Raw genomic sequence first — 14,171 nt, forward strand, 5'->3', positions numbered from 1 at the left:
TTCGGAGCCTATCAATCTGCCGCCGCCCTTCAGGCTGGTGAGGCTGCGCGAAAGTCATGACGCGTTTGCCCACGCCATCAGCATCGCGAAAGAGAGCGGAGCAGGTACGCTGACCTATGTAGGACAGTTCGATCTTGCCGAGTTCGCAGTCGTGCTTGAGCCCGGCGAACCCTTGTGCACTGCACGCCGCGCTTTCTACGCGGGCATGGTGGCACTGACCGACGCCTTGCGTGCTTATGCGCCGCCGAACAAGGAGATCGCGATCGACTGGCCGGACGCGATCCGTGTCGACGGTGGCCTTGTCGGTGGCGGGCGGCTTGGCTGGCCGCCATCGGCGGAGGATGAGCCTCCGCGCTGGCTGGTGTTCGGCGTGATGATCCGGACTGTTGCGATGATCGACAGGGAAGCCGGCGTGTATCCGCTTGCGTCCGCACTGGATCAGGAGGGCTTTGGTGAGGCGGGCGCAGTTCAGCTAACCGAAAGCTTTGCGCGGCACCTGATGCGCGCGCTGGACGCCTGGCAAACCGACGGATTCGACAGCATCGCACGCGAATATCTGGCTCGGGTGTCGCGCAAACCGCAGACCGCGCATGTGATCGCTGACAACGGTGATCTTATCACGCGCCGGACCGGGACGAACATGACCGATCGGCGTGACCTGAGGAAGGATTTGCTATCGCCGTCGTGGCTCGATCCGAAACTCGGAGGACCGCGCCTGTGAAACTCTTGCGCACTATCGCACTCGATCCATCCGACACGTTCGTGTTCGACGTGCCGGCTGACCCGGGCGATTGGGCGGTGTCAGGCGCGTTCCGATTTTGTGATCGGGATCCGGCGGAGCTGAGCGGCAAGGATCGTTCGGCATTCCGCAGCGGCTTTCTCGGAGTAAAGTCGTGGGGCTGGTCGACGCTGGCACAAATCGTCCACGCGACGGAGGACGATCGCCGTGCGCTGGTAGAACTCCTTGCGAAGCAGCTGGTGGAACGGTTCGGGGCTCCGGACCTCGCTGCCGCGCGCCTTGCCGCAGAAGAAGAAGTCGAGTTTGCGCAGTCGCTCTGCACGCATCCGATCAGCGCGCTGATCGCAGTCCATCGCTCGGCGAGCGAGGGCGAGGTCCGCGAGTCGTTCCGCAGGTTGCAGCTGCGAGAGGGACAGGGACACGGCAAGGCGTTCTCGTTTATGCAAGAAGTAGAGGATGACACCGAGCCGGACGGCAATTTCAACCTTGCGAATACGAGCGGGGAGCCGTCACGCCGATGAAGGATTTTTGGATCGCCTGCGGCTACCACTTGCTCGATCATAACGCGAGTGGTGAGCTGGTGGTCACGGATGAGTTCCTGAAGGCCTATTTTGCCCGTCCCGAGCTGATGCCGCCCGACGATGCCTGCAAGGTCGAACGCAGGCTGCATCAGGAGCTGCTTTCAGACCCGCGCCGAGCAGTCGCCGCGGCGGACGTTGCGGCGATCGCCGATACGGATGCACGGGAGAACTGGCAGTTCGTGCTGGCATTTCGTGATCTTCTGCTGGGGCAGCCCACATTGGAGGCGGCCTACCTTGCGCTGGTTCGTTCTCCGTCGGTCAATTTGCCGCCCCTGTTCCTGAACCAGCTCGTGCACGTCATCGTGCGTAACGCACTGCACGGCTGCGAGGATCCGTACGTGCTGCGCGCGGCCGAGCTGTTCTTCCGGCCCCAGCGCATTGTGCCTCACGAGCATTCGTTGCTGCTGGGTGACGAGGAAGTCATTGGCGGGCCTAGCCCGACGCCCGTGTTGTCGCTGATCTCCATGTTGGGGGCCGCAACCAGCGCTGGGGTCGACGTCTTGAGCGAGGAGAATGCCGACAGCTACTGGCACCGCAGCGACCGGTTCGATCTTGCGCTTGATTTCACCGGCGGAACAAGGGGGCCGGCTGCGCTGGCAGAGGCCATGAGGTGCTGGATTTGTCATTTGCTTGGAGTTGACGTCGCAATCGAGCCGCTCACAGCGCTGCGCAATGCGAAGCTCACCTGGTACGTCGGGCTCGATGCTGAAGCGACGGGGATCGGCGACCGGCTGTGGCATGGTGAGACGCTCGATGACCGAACGATGGCACGCGTGCTGACGCTGTTTCGGGTCATTGTTGCTGATGCAGCTCTGCTCGTCGATGCTGTCGAACGCGAGCCGGTCTATCTGATACTTGCGATGACCTCCGATCAGCTCGTGCGGATGAAGCCGCAGAATCTGTTGACGGGGCTGCCGATCAAACATCTGGAGGCTGCAACGTGAGCCCCGCCGCCCTGCCGTTGTTGCGCATCCCGGTCGGCGTCGTGGTCGAGCGCCGAAGAGCGGATTCGCCATGGATCGATTTTGTCTGGCGTGGCGCTGGCGTGTTACCGGATGAGCCGGAGATGGCGCCGTGGACTGTCGTCCGGGAGCAGGCGGGAACGACGCTGCTTTATGCCGGGAGCGCGACGGTCGATCTTTATCGTTCGGAAACGGCGCGGTATCGCGATAACCTCGCCAGCGGCGCTCCCAGTGTCTGGATCGTACTCACTCCGTCCGAGGGCACCTGGCCCTACGCCGTTTCCGCCGTCACCGCAGACCCCGCCGAAGGGGAGGCATTCACGGAAGCAGGTGCCAATCTGGTCGAAGCGGTGCCGATGCCTGAGGTGCTGCACCGGGCGATTGAAAATTTCGTCGCCGAGAACCATGTCGAGACGGAGTTCGTCAAACGCGAGCGGCGCCGCGCCGATCCAGAGGCGCTTGCGCGGCGCCACCGCGAAGGTGGGCACGAATGAGCGAAGAGCAATTTCTAGCGCGCTGGTCGCGCCGCAAGCAGGACGCCGATAACGCTGAATTGGCGCCGAAAAGGGAGCAGGGGTCAGCACCGTCCGACTGCGCCGCGGCAGAGCCGGCTCTCCCCGAGACAGATCTCTCGCACTTGCCCCCAATCGAATCGATTGATGCTGCCACCGACATCACTGCTTTCCTGAGCAAAGGTATTCCGCAGGAGTTGGGCCGTGCGGCGCTTCGTCGAGCCTGGAGTGCCGATCCCGCCATCCGCGATTTCGTGGGGTTGGCCGAAAATGCCTGGGATTTCAATGACCCGAACGCCATGGCCGGCTTCGGTCCGCTGGATTATTCTGCAGAGCAGGTGGACGCGCTCGTTCGCCGCATCGTCGACGGCGTAGTGGGGACCGCCGAGAGGCTCACCGAGCCGCCTACAGAAGCTGCCGAAGATGATGCGCCATCGGCTCGTGCGAACGCCGATTTTGCGCAATCATCAACTCCCCCAAAGACGGTCACGGAACCTCCATCGTTTGATGAGTCAGCAGCTGCGGAATTGCCGACAGATTCTGCTGCATCGCAATCGGAAGCCGCGCGTGAAGAGACTTCCCTTCCGCGCCGCACACACGGCGGAGCGCTGCCAAAATAGCCTGCGACTAAATGTGATAGCCCTTAGCTATGGCCTGCAATTGACCAGTTCTCGACGCGCGCCGTAAGCTTTGGTCCGCACCCGCAATTGGCCCCCGGATGGGAGGAGGTCAGCATGCGCGATGCAGGCCTTGAACGTGCCATCGATGCGGCGGGCGGCGTTGCCCAGCTTGCCCGAAAAATCGGTGTTGCCCAGCCTTCGGTGTCGAACTGGGAGCGGGTACCGGCGCAACGAGTGATTGCGGTCGAAGGCGCAACCGGCGTGTCGCGCGAGGTGCTCCGTCCCGATCTCTATAGCGAGCCTATTGTCGCGGTTGATCCAATCGACGCAGCCCGCATGCAGGAATACGCGCTGCTTGCGGCCTTGCTATCGTCGGCGCCGTCGGCCGCATTGCTTGAGCAGATCGCGCAACTGAAGGGCGATGCGACGCCGCTTGGGCGCGCCCACGCCGCTCTTTCAGACGCTGCGTCGAATGGCGTCGTATCCGAGATCGAGCGCGAATATTTCGATCTGTTCGTCGGCCTCGGCCGTGGCGAGTTGCTTCCTTACGAATCCTACTACCTGACCGGCTTTCTCAACGAACGCCCGCTGTCGCGCTTACGCAACGATCTGGCTGCGCTCGGCATCGAGCAGATGGAGAACAATCCCGAGCCGGAGGATCACGCGGCGACGCTGTGCGAGATCATGGCAGGCCTTGCGGCGGGCCGCTTTGCGGGATCGCCGGAGGTACAACGCGCTTTCTTCGAGAAGCATGTGTCGCGCTGGGTGGGACGTTTGTTCGCCGACATGGAGAAGGCGGAAGCCGCCAAATTCTACCGGTTGGTCGGGACGCTTGGACGAGTTTTTCTGGAAATAGAAAGCGAGGCTTTCACGTTCGCCAACTGACCAATGCCGCTGGTCCAGGAGAGATGCGATGCGAGACGAGAAGAAAACGACTGTCGGGCGCCGCGACTTCCTTCGCAAGGTCGGCATCGGCACGGTCGGCGCGGGAGCGACGCTGGCAACGCCCTTGATCACACAAGCGCAGGCTGACAGCGAGACCGACCAGGAGAAACGCAAGGCGCGCTACAAGGAAACCGACCACGTGAAAGCCTACTACCGCGTCAATCGATATCCTGGTTGAGGGAGGCGGCCATGCTGATCAAGAGAACACAACAGCGTTCCGAAACCGCCTCACGCGGATCAATCGCGGCCGGCCTGTCCGGGCAAACCAGTGGCCTCGACCGTCGCACGTTCCTGCGCCGATCGGGCCTTGCCGGCGGCGCGCTCGCCGCATTGGGCACGCTGCCGCTTGGTGGCGTGCGCCAGGCAAAGGCGGCAGCGGCGGGTCCCCTTTCATCCGGAGCCACCGTTCGCAAGAGCATTTGCACGCATTGCTCGGTTGGATGCACGGTGACCGCGGAGGTGTTGAACGGGGTGTGGATCGGCCAGGAGCCGAGCTGGGATTCTCCGATCAATCGCGGATCGCATTGTGCCAAGGGCGCCTCCGTGCGCGAACTCGTGCACAGCGAGCGCCGGCTGCGCTATCCAATGAAGCTCGTGGGTGGGCAATGGACGCGCGTCTCCTGGGACACGGCAATCAACGAGGTCGGCGACAAGCTGCTCGAGATTCGTGAGAAGTCGGGCCCGGATTCCGTTTATTGGCTCGGTTCGGCCAAGATGACGAATGAGGGCGCCTATCTGTTCCGCAAGCTCGGCGCGTTCTGGGGTACCAACAACACCGACCATCAAGCACGCATCTGCCATTCAACGACCGTCACCGGCGTAGCCAACACCTGGGGCTACGGTGCGATGACCAACAGCTACAATGATATCCGCAATGCCAAAACCCAAATGATCATGGGCGGCAATCCCGCCGAGGCGCACCCGGTATCGCTTCAGCATCTGCTTGAGGGCAAGGAGCTCCAAAGGGCGAACTTCATCGTCATCGATCCGCGTCTGACCCGGACCGCGGCACATGCCACCGAGTATGTGCGCATGCGGCCGGGCACCGACATCCCGGTGCTCTACGGCATGATGTGGCACATCCTCCAGAACGGCTGGGAGGACAAGGAGTTCATCCGGCAGCGCGTCTACGGTTTCGACGATCTTCGCAAGGAGGTCGAGAAATGGAATCCGGAAGAGGTTGAGCGCGTCAGCGGTATTCCTGGCGAACAGCTCAAGCGTGTCGCCAAGATGTTTGCGACGGAAAAGCCTTCGACGCTGATCTGGGCCATGGGCCAGACCCAGAAGACGGTCGGCACCGCCAATGTGCGGGCGAGTTGCATCCTACTCCTGATGACCGGAAATGTCGGTGGACAGGGCATGGGCGCCAATATCTTCCGTGGCCATGACAACGTGCAGGGAGCGACCGACGTCGGGCTCGATATCGTCACGCTGCCGTTCTACTACGGCCTCGCCGAAGGCGCATGGAAGCATTGGTCGCGGGTCTGGGAAGTCGACTACGACTTCCTGAAGTCTCGCTTCGACAGCAAGCAGATCATGGAAACCCCCGGCATCCCGCTCACCCGCTGGTTCGAAGCGGTGACGCTGCCGAAAGAGCAGGTGGCGCAGAGAGACAACGTGCGGGCGGTGTTCGTGCAGGGGCACGCCAGCAACAGCATCACGCGTGTTCCTGAATCCCTCAATGGTCTGAAGGCGCTCGAACTGCTCGTCATTGCCGACCCGCATCCAACCACCTGGGCATCGCTCGCTGTCGAGGCGGGACGCAAGGACGGCGTCTATATTCTCCCGGTTGCCACGCAATTCGAGTGCAAGGGTTCGCGCGTCGCCTCGAACCGCTCGCTGCAGTGGGGCGAGCAGATCGTGAAGCCGATCTTCGAATCGAAGGATGATCTCGAGGTCATCTATCTGATGGCGAAGAAGTGCGGCTTCGCCGACAAGATGTTCAAGAATATCAAGGTCGAGAACAATCTGCCGGAAGCCGAGGATGTGCTTCGGGAAATGAATCGCGGCAGCTGGTCTACCGGCTATTGCGGGCAGTCGCCCGAGCGACTGAAGGCCCACATGAAGAACCAGGCCAAGTTCGACTTCCTGACCATGCGGGCGCCCAAGGACGATCCGGAAGTCGGCGGCGACTATTACGGCCTACCATGGCCATGCTGGGGCTCGCCCGAAGTGCGGCATCCCGGCACCCCGCTGCTCTACAATACCAATCTCCACGTGATGGATGGCGGTGGCACGTTCAGGCCCCGCTTCGGGCTCGAGCGCGAGGAAAAGCTTCCTGACGGCACGACGCGGAAGGTCAGCCTGCTTGCGGACGGGTCCTATTCCAAGGGTTCGGAAATCCAGGACGGCTATCCGGAATTCACGCTGGCGGTCCTGAAGAAGCTCGGATGGGACACGGACCTCAGCGAAGCCGAAATGGCGACCATCAACAAGGTCAACTCGGCCAATCCGGATACGGTCTCATGGTCGCTCGACCTGTCCGGCGGCATCCAGCGCGTGGCGCTCAAACACGGCTGCGTGCCTTACGGCAACGGCAAGGCGCGCATGAATGCGTTCGGCTTGCCCGATCCTATTCCGGTTCATCGCGAGCCGATCTACACGCCGCGCGTCGATCTAGTCGCGAAATATCCGACACTGCCCGATGCCAAGCAGTTCCGAATGCCAAATATCGGCTTCTCCGTGCAGAAGGCGGCGGTAGAGAAGGGCATCGCCAAGCAATTCCCGCTTATCCTCTCATCGGGTCGTCTCGTCGAGTACGAGGGCGGCGGCGAAGAAACGCGCACCAACCCCTGGCTTGCCGAGTTGCAGCAGGACATGTTCATCGAGATCAATCCTGCCGATGCGGCCGACCGCGGTGTCAAGGACGGCGGCTGGGTCTGGGTCACCGGTGCCGAAAACAATTCGCGCGCCCGGATGAAGGCGTTGGTGACCGAGCGCGTCGGCAAGGGAGTGGCCTGGATGCCTTTCCACTTCGGCGGCTGGTTCGGAGGCAAGGATCTGCGTGGCAACTATCCGAAGGGCACCGATCCGATCGTGCTCGGCGAAAGCGCGAACACGATCACCACCTACGGATACGATCCGGCGACCGGCATGCAGGAGCCCAAAGTCACTCTCTGTCAGATCGCGGCAGCATAGGGAGCAACGACGACCATGGCACGTATGAAATTCCTCTGCGACGCCGACCGTTGCATCGAATGCAATGCCTGCGTCACCGCCTGCAAGAACGAGCACGAGGTGCCCTGGGGCATCAACCGGCGCCGCGTCGTCACTATCAATGACGGCAAGCCGGGCGAGCGTTCGGTCTCGATGGCTTGCATGCACTGCACCGACGCCCCGTGCGCGGCGGTGTGCCCGGTGAATTGCATCTACACGACGGCTGACGGGGTCGTGCTTCACTCCAAGGATCTGTGCATCGGCTGCGGCTATTGCTTCTACGCCTGTCCGTTCGGCGCGCCGCAATATCCGAAGGTCGGCAATTTCGGCTCTCGCGGCAAGATGGACAAATGCACGTTCTGCGCCGGCGGTCCCGAGGCCGACGGCAGCAAGGAGGAATACGAGAAATATGGTGCGAACCGTCTGGCCGAGGGCAAGCTGCCGCTGTGCGCCGAGATGTGCTCGACCAAGTCGTTGCTCGCCGGCGACGGCGAAATCATTGCCCAGATCTACAAGGAGCGCGTGATGAAGCGCGGCTACGGCTCCGGTGCCTGGGGCTGGAAGACCGCTTATCGCGAGACGATCGAGTCCTGAAAGGCGATAACGCCATCGATCGCTCAATATCGGGAGGAATGTAAGGTGTGTCTTGCACGATTTATTCGGCTCGCGATTGGCACGGGCGCACTGGTGCTTCTCGTCTCCGTGGCTGCACCGTCCGTTGCTCAGCAGGTCAACCCGACCGCCAGCTCGGTCAGGGAGCTGCAGCTTCTTCAGAAAATGGACCGGATCCAGGGGCGCGTCAGCATTCCCGACCAGCGCTCCAGTGTGCTCGTGCAACCAGCCGGGCGCGAGTGGCGTGAGTTCCGCGAGGTTGCGCTGCGCTGGATTGGCGGCATCGCCATTCTTGGCATGCTCGCGGTGTTGATCATCTTCTATCTCAGCCGCGGCATGGTACGACTGGAGAGCGGTCGCTCGGGGCGGGCCATCGTGCGCTTTAGCTCATTCGAGCGCTTTGTGCATTGGATGACCGCGACCTGCTTCATCGTTCTTGCGATTTCCGGATTGAACGTCACCTTCGGCCGTCCATTGCTCCTGCCGCTGATTGGCCACGAGGCCTTTTCCGACTGGTCGCAGTGGGCAAAATACGCACATAACTATCTGAGCTTCCCATTCACCATCGGAGTCGTGCTGATCTTCCTGATGTGGATCGCGGGCAACATCCCGAACAAGGTGGATGTCGAGTGGCTCAAGCGCCGCGGCGGTATCGTGGGTCACGATCATCCACCGGCCTATCGCTTCAACGCCGGCCAGAAGGCGATCTATTGGATCGTGGTCATCGGCGGAGGTTTGGTGGCGGCCACCGGATATAACCTGATGTTCCCCTTCTATCTGTCCGGGATTGAAGGGATGCAGCTCGCGCAAATCGTCCACTCCATCGTGGCGATGTTGTTCATCGCGGCGATGCTGGCGCATATCTATATTGGCACGATTGGCATGGAAGGTGCGTTCGAAGCGATGGGCAGCGGCACCGTCGATGTCAACTGGGCCAGGGAGCACCATAACCTCTGGCTTGAAAACGAGATTGCGCGCGCGGATGCAAATAATGCGCGGACCGCCGCGACTGCGGCAGAGTAGAAATCCGGCAGCCCCGGCGTCGCTTCAGAGCGCCTCGTGCTCCTCGCATAGGCCTGGCAGAAATTACAGTCGTGTCTCCATCGACAGATATTCGATCTGTTGAGCCGGAAACTTGTCTACGCCGGCCAATTTATACAGTTCTTGCAACGGCGGCCTGCCAGCTGAGGGTGATTCAGTCGAAAGCGACCACGATCGCAGCAAGGTCGAGGAACCGGCAACAATCGTAAGAGCGATCGTGAGAGCGAGTATCGTCGAACGCATGGAGAATCTCCGCTCAGCCTCTGTCGGCGCAAGGTTGCACACGGTTCAAAGCGGAATCGGAAGAACTTCACAAACCGTTAAGGTCGGCGTCGCGATCACACGTTACGGAGCAGCCTTGAGCGCTTCGTAAACAAGCGGTACGCAAATCGTTGTCCCTGCCTGGAATCTCTCAGCGCGACGCTTAGAGACGCACAGCTGTCGTTGCAAAGGCCTCTTGCACTGGCTCTTGAACCCAATTGAGCACGACAACGGCAGCCGCAGCAATAACAATGGCGGCGATGCAGGCTAGCAGGAAGGCTTTCATGGCAGGTCTCTTCAGGAGACTGAAAAGGCGCGTAGATTATACAAGAAGGGTCGATTGTGGACAAACCAAAACGTCGCAATGTTCAATCTCGGGGCGCCAAGGCCTCTCCGGTCGTCCACACGGGAGCCAGTAGCACCGAACAAATGCGATTGAGGCGAGGTATGGCGCAGTGCGGAAATAGCAGCTGCAGGGATCGTTTGCCTAGCCACGATTGAAGCGATCGATGACGTGTTTGGGACCGTGCCAAAAGCCCTTCGGCGGTGGGGGCCGCTATCGGCGCGAACCAGACACTTACGAGCTGGCAACTGTTGATAAGCAGTTCGACGACGAAGCGCACCGTTTCAGCCGAATCTACGAAGCACGCGGAGAACCATAGCTAGAGCAAGTGTAGAGCGGTAGTTTGCAGACTGCTGAAGTAATGGCAGTCAATCACGAGGTGAGGCGCTTCTGGTGCGGCGGCCCAGCGGCGACGAAATGAAAGCCTAATAACATTGGATAACATTGGTGGGCCCCGCAGGACTCGAACCTGCAACCAGACCGTTATGAGCGGCAAGCATATCGCTTGGCTTCGTTGATTTTGCTTCGCTTTCGTTTGCGTTCGATCGCGTTCATTGCATTCGAACGATGAGATGAAATATCCGAATGCGCCAAGTGCCACCTGCGAGTGTCACCCGATCGTGAAAAAACTAACAAAAAGGTCATTTGAGTTGGCGTGATGCCGGAATAGATACTGTAAGTTGTCGCTCGTCCTTCACGAGCGTTCGGAAATTTCCTTTGCCAGAAGCGCTGCCCGCTCCGAGTGGAGAGGGCTCGAGAGGTCGCGTGTCGCTCGATCGGCGTCGGGATGCGCGCGCCACGGAACTGGAGGAAATCATGGACGCAATGAATCCGGATCATCATCGTCATCACCACAATCACGATCGCGAAAACCAGGAGGTCGCCGTCACGCAGACCAATCTGGTTGCAGATAGTGCGCAGACCCCTGGCGTCACAGCGACAACGACAATCGATCCAAACCTCATCAATCCCTGGGGCATTGCCGAAAGCCCGACTGGGCTTTTCTGGGTCTCGGATAACGGCAAGGGCGTGACGACGATCTATAATGCTGCCGGAATGCCGGCCGGGCCTCAGCTTGTAACGGTCGCAGGAATCGCCGGAGAAGACCATTCCGCCCCCACCGGACAGGTCTTCAATGCAGGAAGCGGTTTCGACGTCACCAGTGGCGGCAAGACTGACTCGGCGAAGTTCATCTTCGCAACGGAGGACGGCACAATATCCGGCTGGAGCCCGAACGTAGATCCCACGAGCTCGGTCATCGCGGTCGATAATTCGAGCAAGGGCGCCGTCTACAAGGGTCTCGCGATCGGCACTAATGACGAGGGTACCTTCCTTTTCGCTGCGAACTTCAACAGTGGGAAGGTCGATGTCTTCGACCAGAACTTCAATCAGGTGAACAGCTTTACCGATAAGCATCTGCCGCATGGCTATGCGCCCTTTAATGTCCAGGTCCTTGATGGCCACTTGTTCGTTACGTTCGCATTGCAGGATGCGGCCAAGCATGACGACGTTGCCGGTGCGGGCAACGGCTTCGTGGACGAGTTCGACCTCGAAGGGCACTTACTCCAAAGGGTGGCATCGCGCGGGCCGCTCGATTCACCCTGGGGGCTTGCAATCGCGCCTGCCTCCTTTGGAGAGCTGAGCGGCGATCTACTGGTCGGAAACTTCGGTGACGGCACCATCAATGCCTTCAATCTGAAGAGCGATCACTTTGACGGCAAGTTGCTCGACGCCGCCGGCGCTCCAATTACCATTGGTGATCTCTGGGCTCTGGTTCCTGGCAATGGCAGTGGCAACAGCGACCCCAACAAGATCTATTTTACGGCCGGTGTGCAGGACGAAGCACAGGGCCTGTTTGGCACCTTGTCGGCGACCCCCGAGCCGGATCGGTCCTCCATGTCGATGCCGGGCTCGCATCCGCACGGCTGAGGGCGGTGCCATCACTGAGAGACGGCGTTCGGCTTTTCGTTCTGCTGCATGGAGTTCTTCGCACGTGTGGAGCTCCGTATCGGCGGCGTCGCAGGGCCGAATTCCTGGAAATGCAGAGGAGTGCTAGTCTGAGGAGGACCGCTCGTGGAGATATTGGGCGGGCAGTCTTTCGGCTTGGATATCGATAGTCGCTCGCGAATATCCGCAGCCAGTCCCGGAGCAGCCAGTCCCGGGGATGGGCTTGCGGTGGGGAATGGCGCGGCCCGCCCTCGTGACGGCGGCCACGAGGTTCATCCGCGCCTAGAGGCCGTGATCAATGCAGCCCGATTCCATGGCATTGCGCTCGACCCGCGCGAGTTTCCCTGCACCGACCGTCACCAAGTGCCCTCCGCTGCTGCGCTCTCCGCCTGGTTGCAGAACGCCGGCATGTGGGCACGCGCGGTACGGCTGCGGTGGCGTCAACTCATGCGGTTGCAGGACGCCGGGCCGGTGGTGCTGCTGTTCACGGACGGTGGTGCCGCGTTGCTGGTCGGTGCGAATGCCGAGCACAATATCGTCGTCCTCAAGGATGCCCGCGCGGCTGCAGGCGGATGCACGATTGCCGCGGACAGGCTGCGGCTGGAGCAGGTCTGGTCGGGTGAGGCGGTCCTGCTGCGCGCCCCGCGTAGTCAGCCGGAGGCCGAAAAGCCATTTGGCCTGAGCTGGCTCGCGGGCCTGGTGCTGCAGGAGAAGCGATCGCTGCGCGATGTGGGGCTGGCATCGCTGACGTTGAGCTTTCTGACGATCTTTCCGCCATTGCTGGTCATGAGCGTGGTCGATAAGGTCCTCACCCACAATAGCTACTCGACGCTCGCGCTGCTCGCCGTGCTGCTCGCGACTGCGGCCGTGTTTGAGGTCCTTCTCGGCTATGCCCGCCGGCTGATCGTTCTCGTCGTCGGCACGCGGCTCGATGCAAAACTGAACCTGTATGTCTTCAACCGCGTGTTGCGGCTTCCGCTTGACTATTTCGAGCGGCATCCCACCGGCGAAACCATGCACAAGATCGTGCAAGTCTACAAGGTCCGCGAATTCCTCACCGGAAAGCTGCTGAGTACGTTTCTCGATTTGACGACGCTCGTCGTGTTGCTGCCGTTCCTGTTCTTTCTCAACACCACCCTGGCGTGGATCGTCCTGGCCTGCGCCGCGTCGATCATGTTGGTCATCCTTTCTTTCCTGAAGCCCTTGCAGCGGGTATTCGCCAGGGTGGTTCGCGCCGAGACCGACAAGGCCTCGGCGCTGGGCGAGACCATTTTCGGGATCAAGACGATCAAATCACTCGCCCTGGAACGGCAACGCAGCGCGCTATGGGATGTGCGTGTCGCCGATGCCGCGACGTGGCGCCTTGCCTTCGGTAAGTTGACGAACTGGCCGCAGACGATCGTCGCCCCGATCGAGCGTTTCATGTCCACTGGTATCGTCTTGGTGGGGGCTTACATGGCGCTGGCGGACAATAGCGGCTATGCGGTCGGTGCGCTGTTCGCCTTCATGATGCTCAGCATGCGTGTGGCCCAGCCGCTCGCCGGGCTGGCACGTCTGATAGAGGATTACCAAAGCGTCGCAGCCGCGGTCGGTGAAGCAGCCTCGGTGCTGAATCGTCCGCCGGAGTCCGAGGCCGCCTTTGGCGGGCTGCTGCCACGGTTTGCGGGCGCCATTTCATTCGAGGATGTCAGCTTCACCTATGAGGGAACAACGCTTCCCGCGCTTGACCGCGTGACCTTTGATGTCCCGGCCGGCACGATGCTTGGTATCGTTGGACGTAGCGGATCCGGCAAGTCGACGTTGACGCGGCTGCTGCAGGGCATCAACCGCGACTATACCGGCTTCCTGAAGATCGACGGCAACGACGTGCGCGAGATCAATCTGCGCCACCTGCGCCAGAACTTTGGCGTGGTGCTGCAGGAGAACTTCCTGTTCCGCGGCTCAATACGCGACAACATCATCGCGGGGCGGCCGGGACTGACGCTAGACGACGCTGTAATCGCCGCGCGCCTTGCCGGCGCCGAAGAATTCATCGAGCGCATGCCGAATGGCTACGCGACGCTGATCGAGGAAGGTTCGCCGAATGTTTCAGGCGGACAACGGCAGCGGCTGGCGATTGCGCGGGCACTAATCAGCGATCCGCGAATCCTGATCCTGGACGAAGCGACCAGTGCGCTCGATCCCGAGAGCGAGGCGCTGCTGAACGCCAATCTGGTTCGCATTGCACGCGGCCGGACGATGGTGATCGTGTCGCATCGCCTTTCATCGTTGATAGACTGTGATCAGATCCTCGTTCTGGAGAGGAGCAGGGCGGTCGACATCGCGCCGCACCGCGTGCTCCTCGAACGCTGCACCATCTACCGTCAGCTCTGGATGCAGCAAAGCCGCCATTTCGAAAGCCAAGGGCTACGTCATGCCGCTCTTGCTCACTCGCCGCTCCGGTGCAGCTAGC

13 protein-coding genes are annotated in these 14,171 nt (G+C 61.1%); 12 read left to right on the forward strand and 1 reads right to left on the reverse strand.

The window, feature by feature from the left end:
• The first annotated feature begins 16 nt into the window (after positions 1-16).
• The 10 genes from ACQR1W_RS15265 to ACQR1W_RS15310 all read left to right on the forward strand — a co-directional run bounded on the left by ACQR1W_RS15265 (position 17) and on the right by ACQR1W_RS15310 (position 9,150).
• The gene (locus ACQR1W_RS15265) at positions 17-721 is read left to right on the forward strand and encodes a biotin/lipoate--protein ligase family protein (RefSeq protein ID WP_434851848.1); all 705 of its coding nucleotides are present in this window, start codon (positions 17-19) and stop codon (positions 719-721) included.
• The gene (locus ACQR1W_RS15270) at positions 718-1,260 is read left to right on the forward strand and encodes a DUF6505 family protein (protein WP_434851524.1); all 543 of its coding nucleotides are present in this window, start codon (positions 718-720) and stop codon (positions 1,258-1,260) included. Before ACQR1W_RS15265 ends, ACQR1W_RS15270 begins: the two co-directional genes overlap by 4 nt.
• The gene (locus tag ACQR1W_RS15275) at positions 1,257-2,264 is read left to right on the forward strand and encodes a DUF6352 family protein (RefSeq protein ID WP_434851525.1); all 1,008 of its coding nucleotides are present in this window, start codon (positions 1,257-1,259) and stop codon (positions 2,262-2,264) included. The genes ACQR1W_RS15270 and ACQR1W_RS15275 overlap by 4 nt, the downstream gene beginning before the upstream one ends.
• Entirely contained in the window at positions 2,261-2,776 is a 516-nt protein-coding gene (locus tag ACQR1W_RS15280) for a DUF3305 domain-containing protein (RefSeq protein ID WP_434851526.1), read from the forward strand. Before ACQR1W_RS15275 ends, ACQR1W_RS15280 begins: the two co-directional genes overlap by 4 nt.
• The gene (locus ACQR1W_RS15285) at positions 2,773-3,414 is read left to right on the forward strand and encodes a DUF3306 domain-containing protein (protein WP_434851527.1); all 642 of its coding nucleotides are present in this window, start codon (positions 2,773-2,775) and stop codon (positions 3,412-3,414) included. The genes ACQR1W_RS15280 and ACQR1W_RS15285 overlap by 4 nt, the downstream gene beginning before the upstream one ends.
• A gap of 114 nt (positions 3,415-3,528) precedes the next feature.
• Positions 3,529-4,299 carry a Cro/CI family transcriptional regulator gene (locus ACQR1W_RS15290; RefSeq protein WP_434851528.1) on the forward strand — a complete coding sequence of 257 codons (771 nt, stop codon included), beginning with the start codon at positions 3,529-3,531 and terminating at the stop codon, positions 4,297-4,299.
• 28 nt (positions 4,300-4,327) lie between these two features.
• The gene (locus tag ACQR1W_RS15295) at positions 4,328-4,537 is read left to right on the forward strand and encodes a twin-arginine translocation signal domain-containing protein (protein WP_434851529.1); all 210 of its coding nucleotides are present in this window, start codon (positions 4,328-4,330) and stop codon (positions 4,535-4,537) included.
• An 11-nt stretch (positions 4,538-4,548) separates the two neighbouring features.
• Positions 4,549-7,497, forward strand: a complete 2,949-nt coding sequence (locus ACQR1W_RS15300; protein WP_434851530.1) for a formate dehydrogenase subunit alpha — start codon at positions 4,549-4,551, stop codon at positions 7,495-7,497.
• A gap of 15 nt (positions 7,498-7,512) precedes the next feature.
• Complete coding sequence (gene fdh3B / locus ACQR1W_RS15305) at positions 7,513-8,109, forward strand: formate dehydrogenase FDH3 subunit beta (protein ID WP_035983358.1); 597 nt, start codon at positions 7,513-7,515, stop codon at positions 8,107-8,109.
• Positions 8,110-8,154: 45 nt separating this feature from the next.
• Positions 8,155-9,150: a formate dehydrogenase subunit gamma gene (locus ACQR1W_RS15310; RefSeq protein WP_434851531.1), complete on the forward strand. Its 996-nt coding sequence runs from the start codon at positions 8,155-8,157 to the stop codon at positions 9,148-9,150.
• A 442-nt stretch (positions 9,151-9,592) separates the two neighbouring features.
• On the opposite strand, the gene ACQR1W_RS15315 is transcribed toward ACQR1W_RS15310, so the two are convergent.
• Positions 9,593-9,715 (reverse strand): hypothetical protein, encoded by a 123-nt coding sequence (locus tag ACQR1W_RS15315; RefSeq protein WP_434851532.1) that lies wholly within the window; start codon positions 9,713-9,715, stop codon positions 9,593-9,595.
• An 822-nt stretch (positions 9,716-10,537) separates the two neighbouring features.
• Between ACQR1W_RS15315 and ACQR1W_RS15320 the strand changes: the two genes are divergently transcribed.
• Complete coding sequence (locus ACQR1W_RS15320; protein WP_434851533.1) at positions 10,538-11,701, forward strand: TIGR03118 family protein; 1,164 nt, start codon at positions 10,538-10,540, stop codon at positions 11,699-11,701.
• A gap of 411 nt (positions 11,702-12,112) precedes the next feature.
• Complete coding sequence (locus ACQR1W_RS15325; protein WP_434851534.1) at positions 12,113-14,170, forward strand: peptidase domain-containing ABC transporter; 2,058 nt, start codon at positions 12,113-12,115, stop codon at positions 14,168-14,170.
• Position 14,171 lies beyond the last annotated feature (1 nt).

The organism is Bradyrhizobium sp. HKCCYLS1011 (assembly GCF_051167795.1).
Classification (GTDB): Bacteria; Pseudomonadota; Alphaproteobacteria; order Rhizobiales; family Xanthobacteraceae; genus Bradyrhizobium.

Excerpts from the sequence above, each read along its gene's own strand:
- ACQR1W_RS15300 (WP_434851530.1), top strand. The coding sequence starts at position 4,549 with ATGCTGATCAAGAGAACACAACAGCGTTCCGAAACCGCCTCACGCGGA.
- ACQR1W_RS15285 (WP_434851527.1), top strand. The coding sequence starts at position 2,773 with ATGAGCGAAGAGCAATTTCTAGCGCGCTGGTCGCGCCGCAAGCAGGAC.
- ACQR1W_RS15315 (WP_434851532.1), bottom strand. The coding sequence starts at position 9,715 with ATGAAAGCCTTCCTGCTAGCCTGCATCGCCGCCATTGTTATTGCTGCG.
- fdh3B (WP_035983358.1), top strand. The coding sequence starts at position 7,513 with ATGGCACGTATGAAATTCCTCTGCGACGCCGACCGTTGCATCGAATGC.
- ACQR1W_RS15275 (WP_434851525.1), top strand. The coding sequence starts at position 1,257 with ATGAAGGATTTTTGGATCGCCTGCGGCTACCACTTGCTCGATCATAAC.
- ACQR1W_RS15290 (WP_434851528.1), top strand. The coding sequence starts at position 3,529 with ATGCGCGATGCAGGCCTTGAACGTGCCATCGATGCGGCGGGCGGCGTT.
- ACQR1W_RS15295 (WP_434851529.1), top strand. The coding sequence starts at position 4,328 with ATGCGAGACGAGAAGAAAACGACTGTCGGGCGCCGCGACTTCCTTCGC.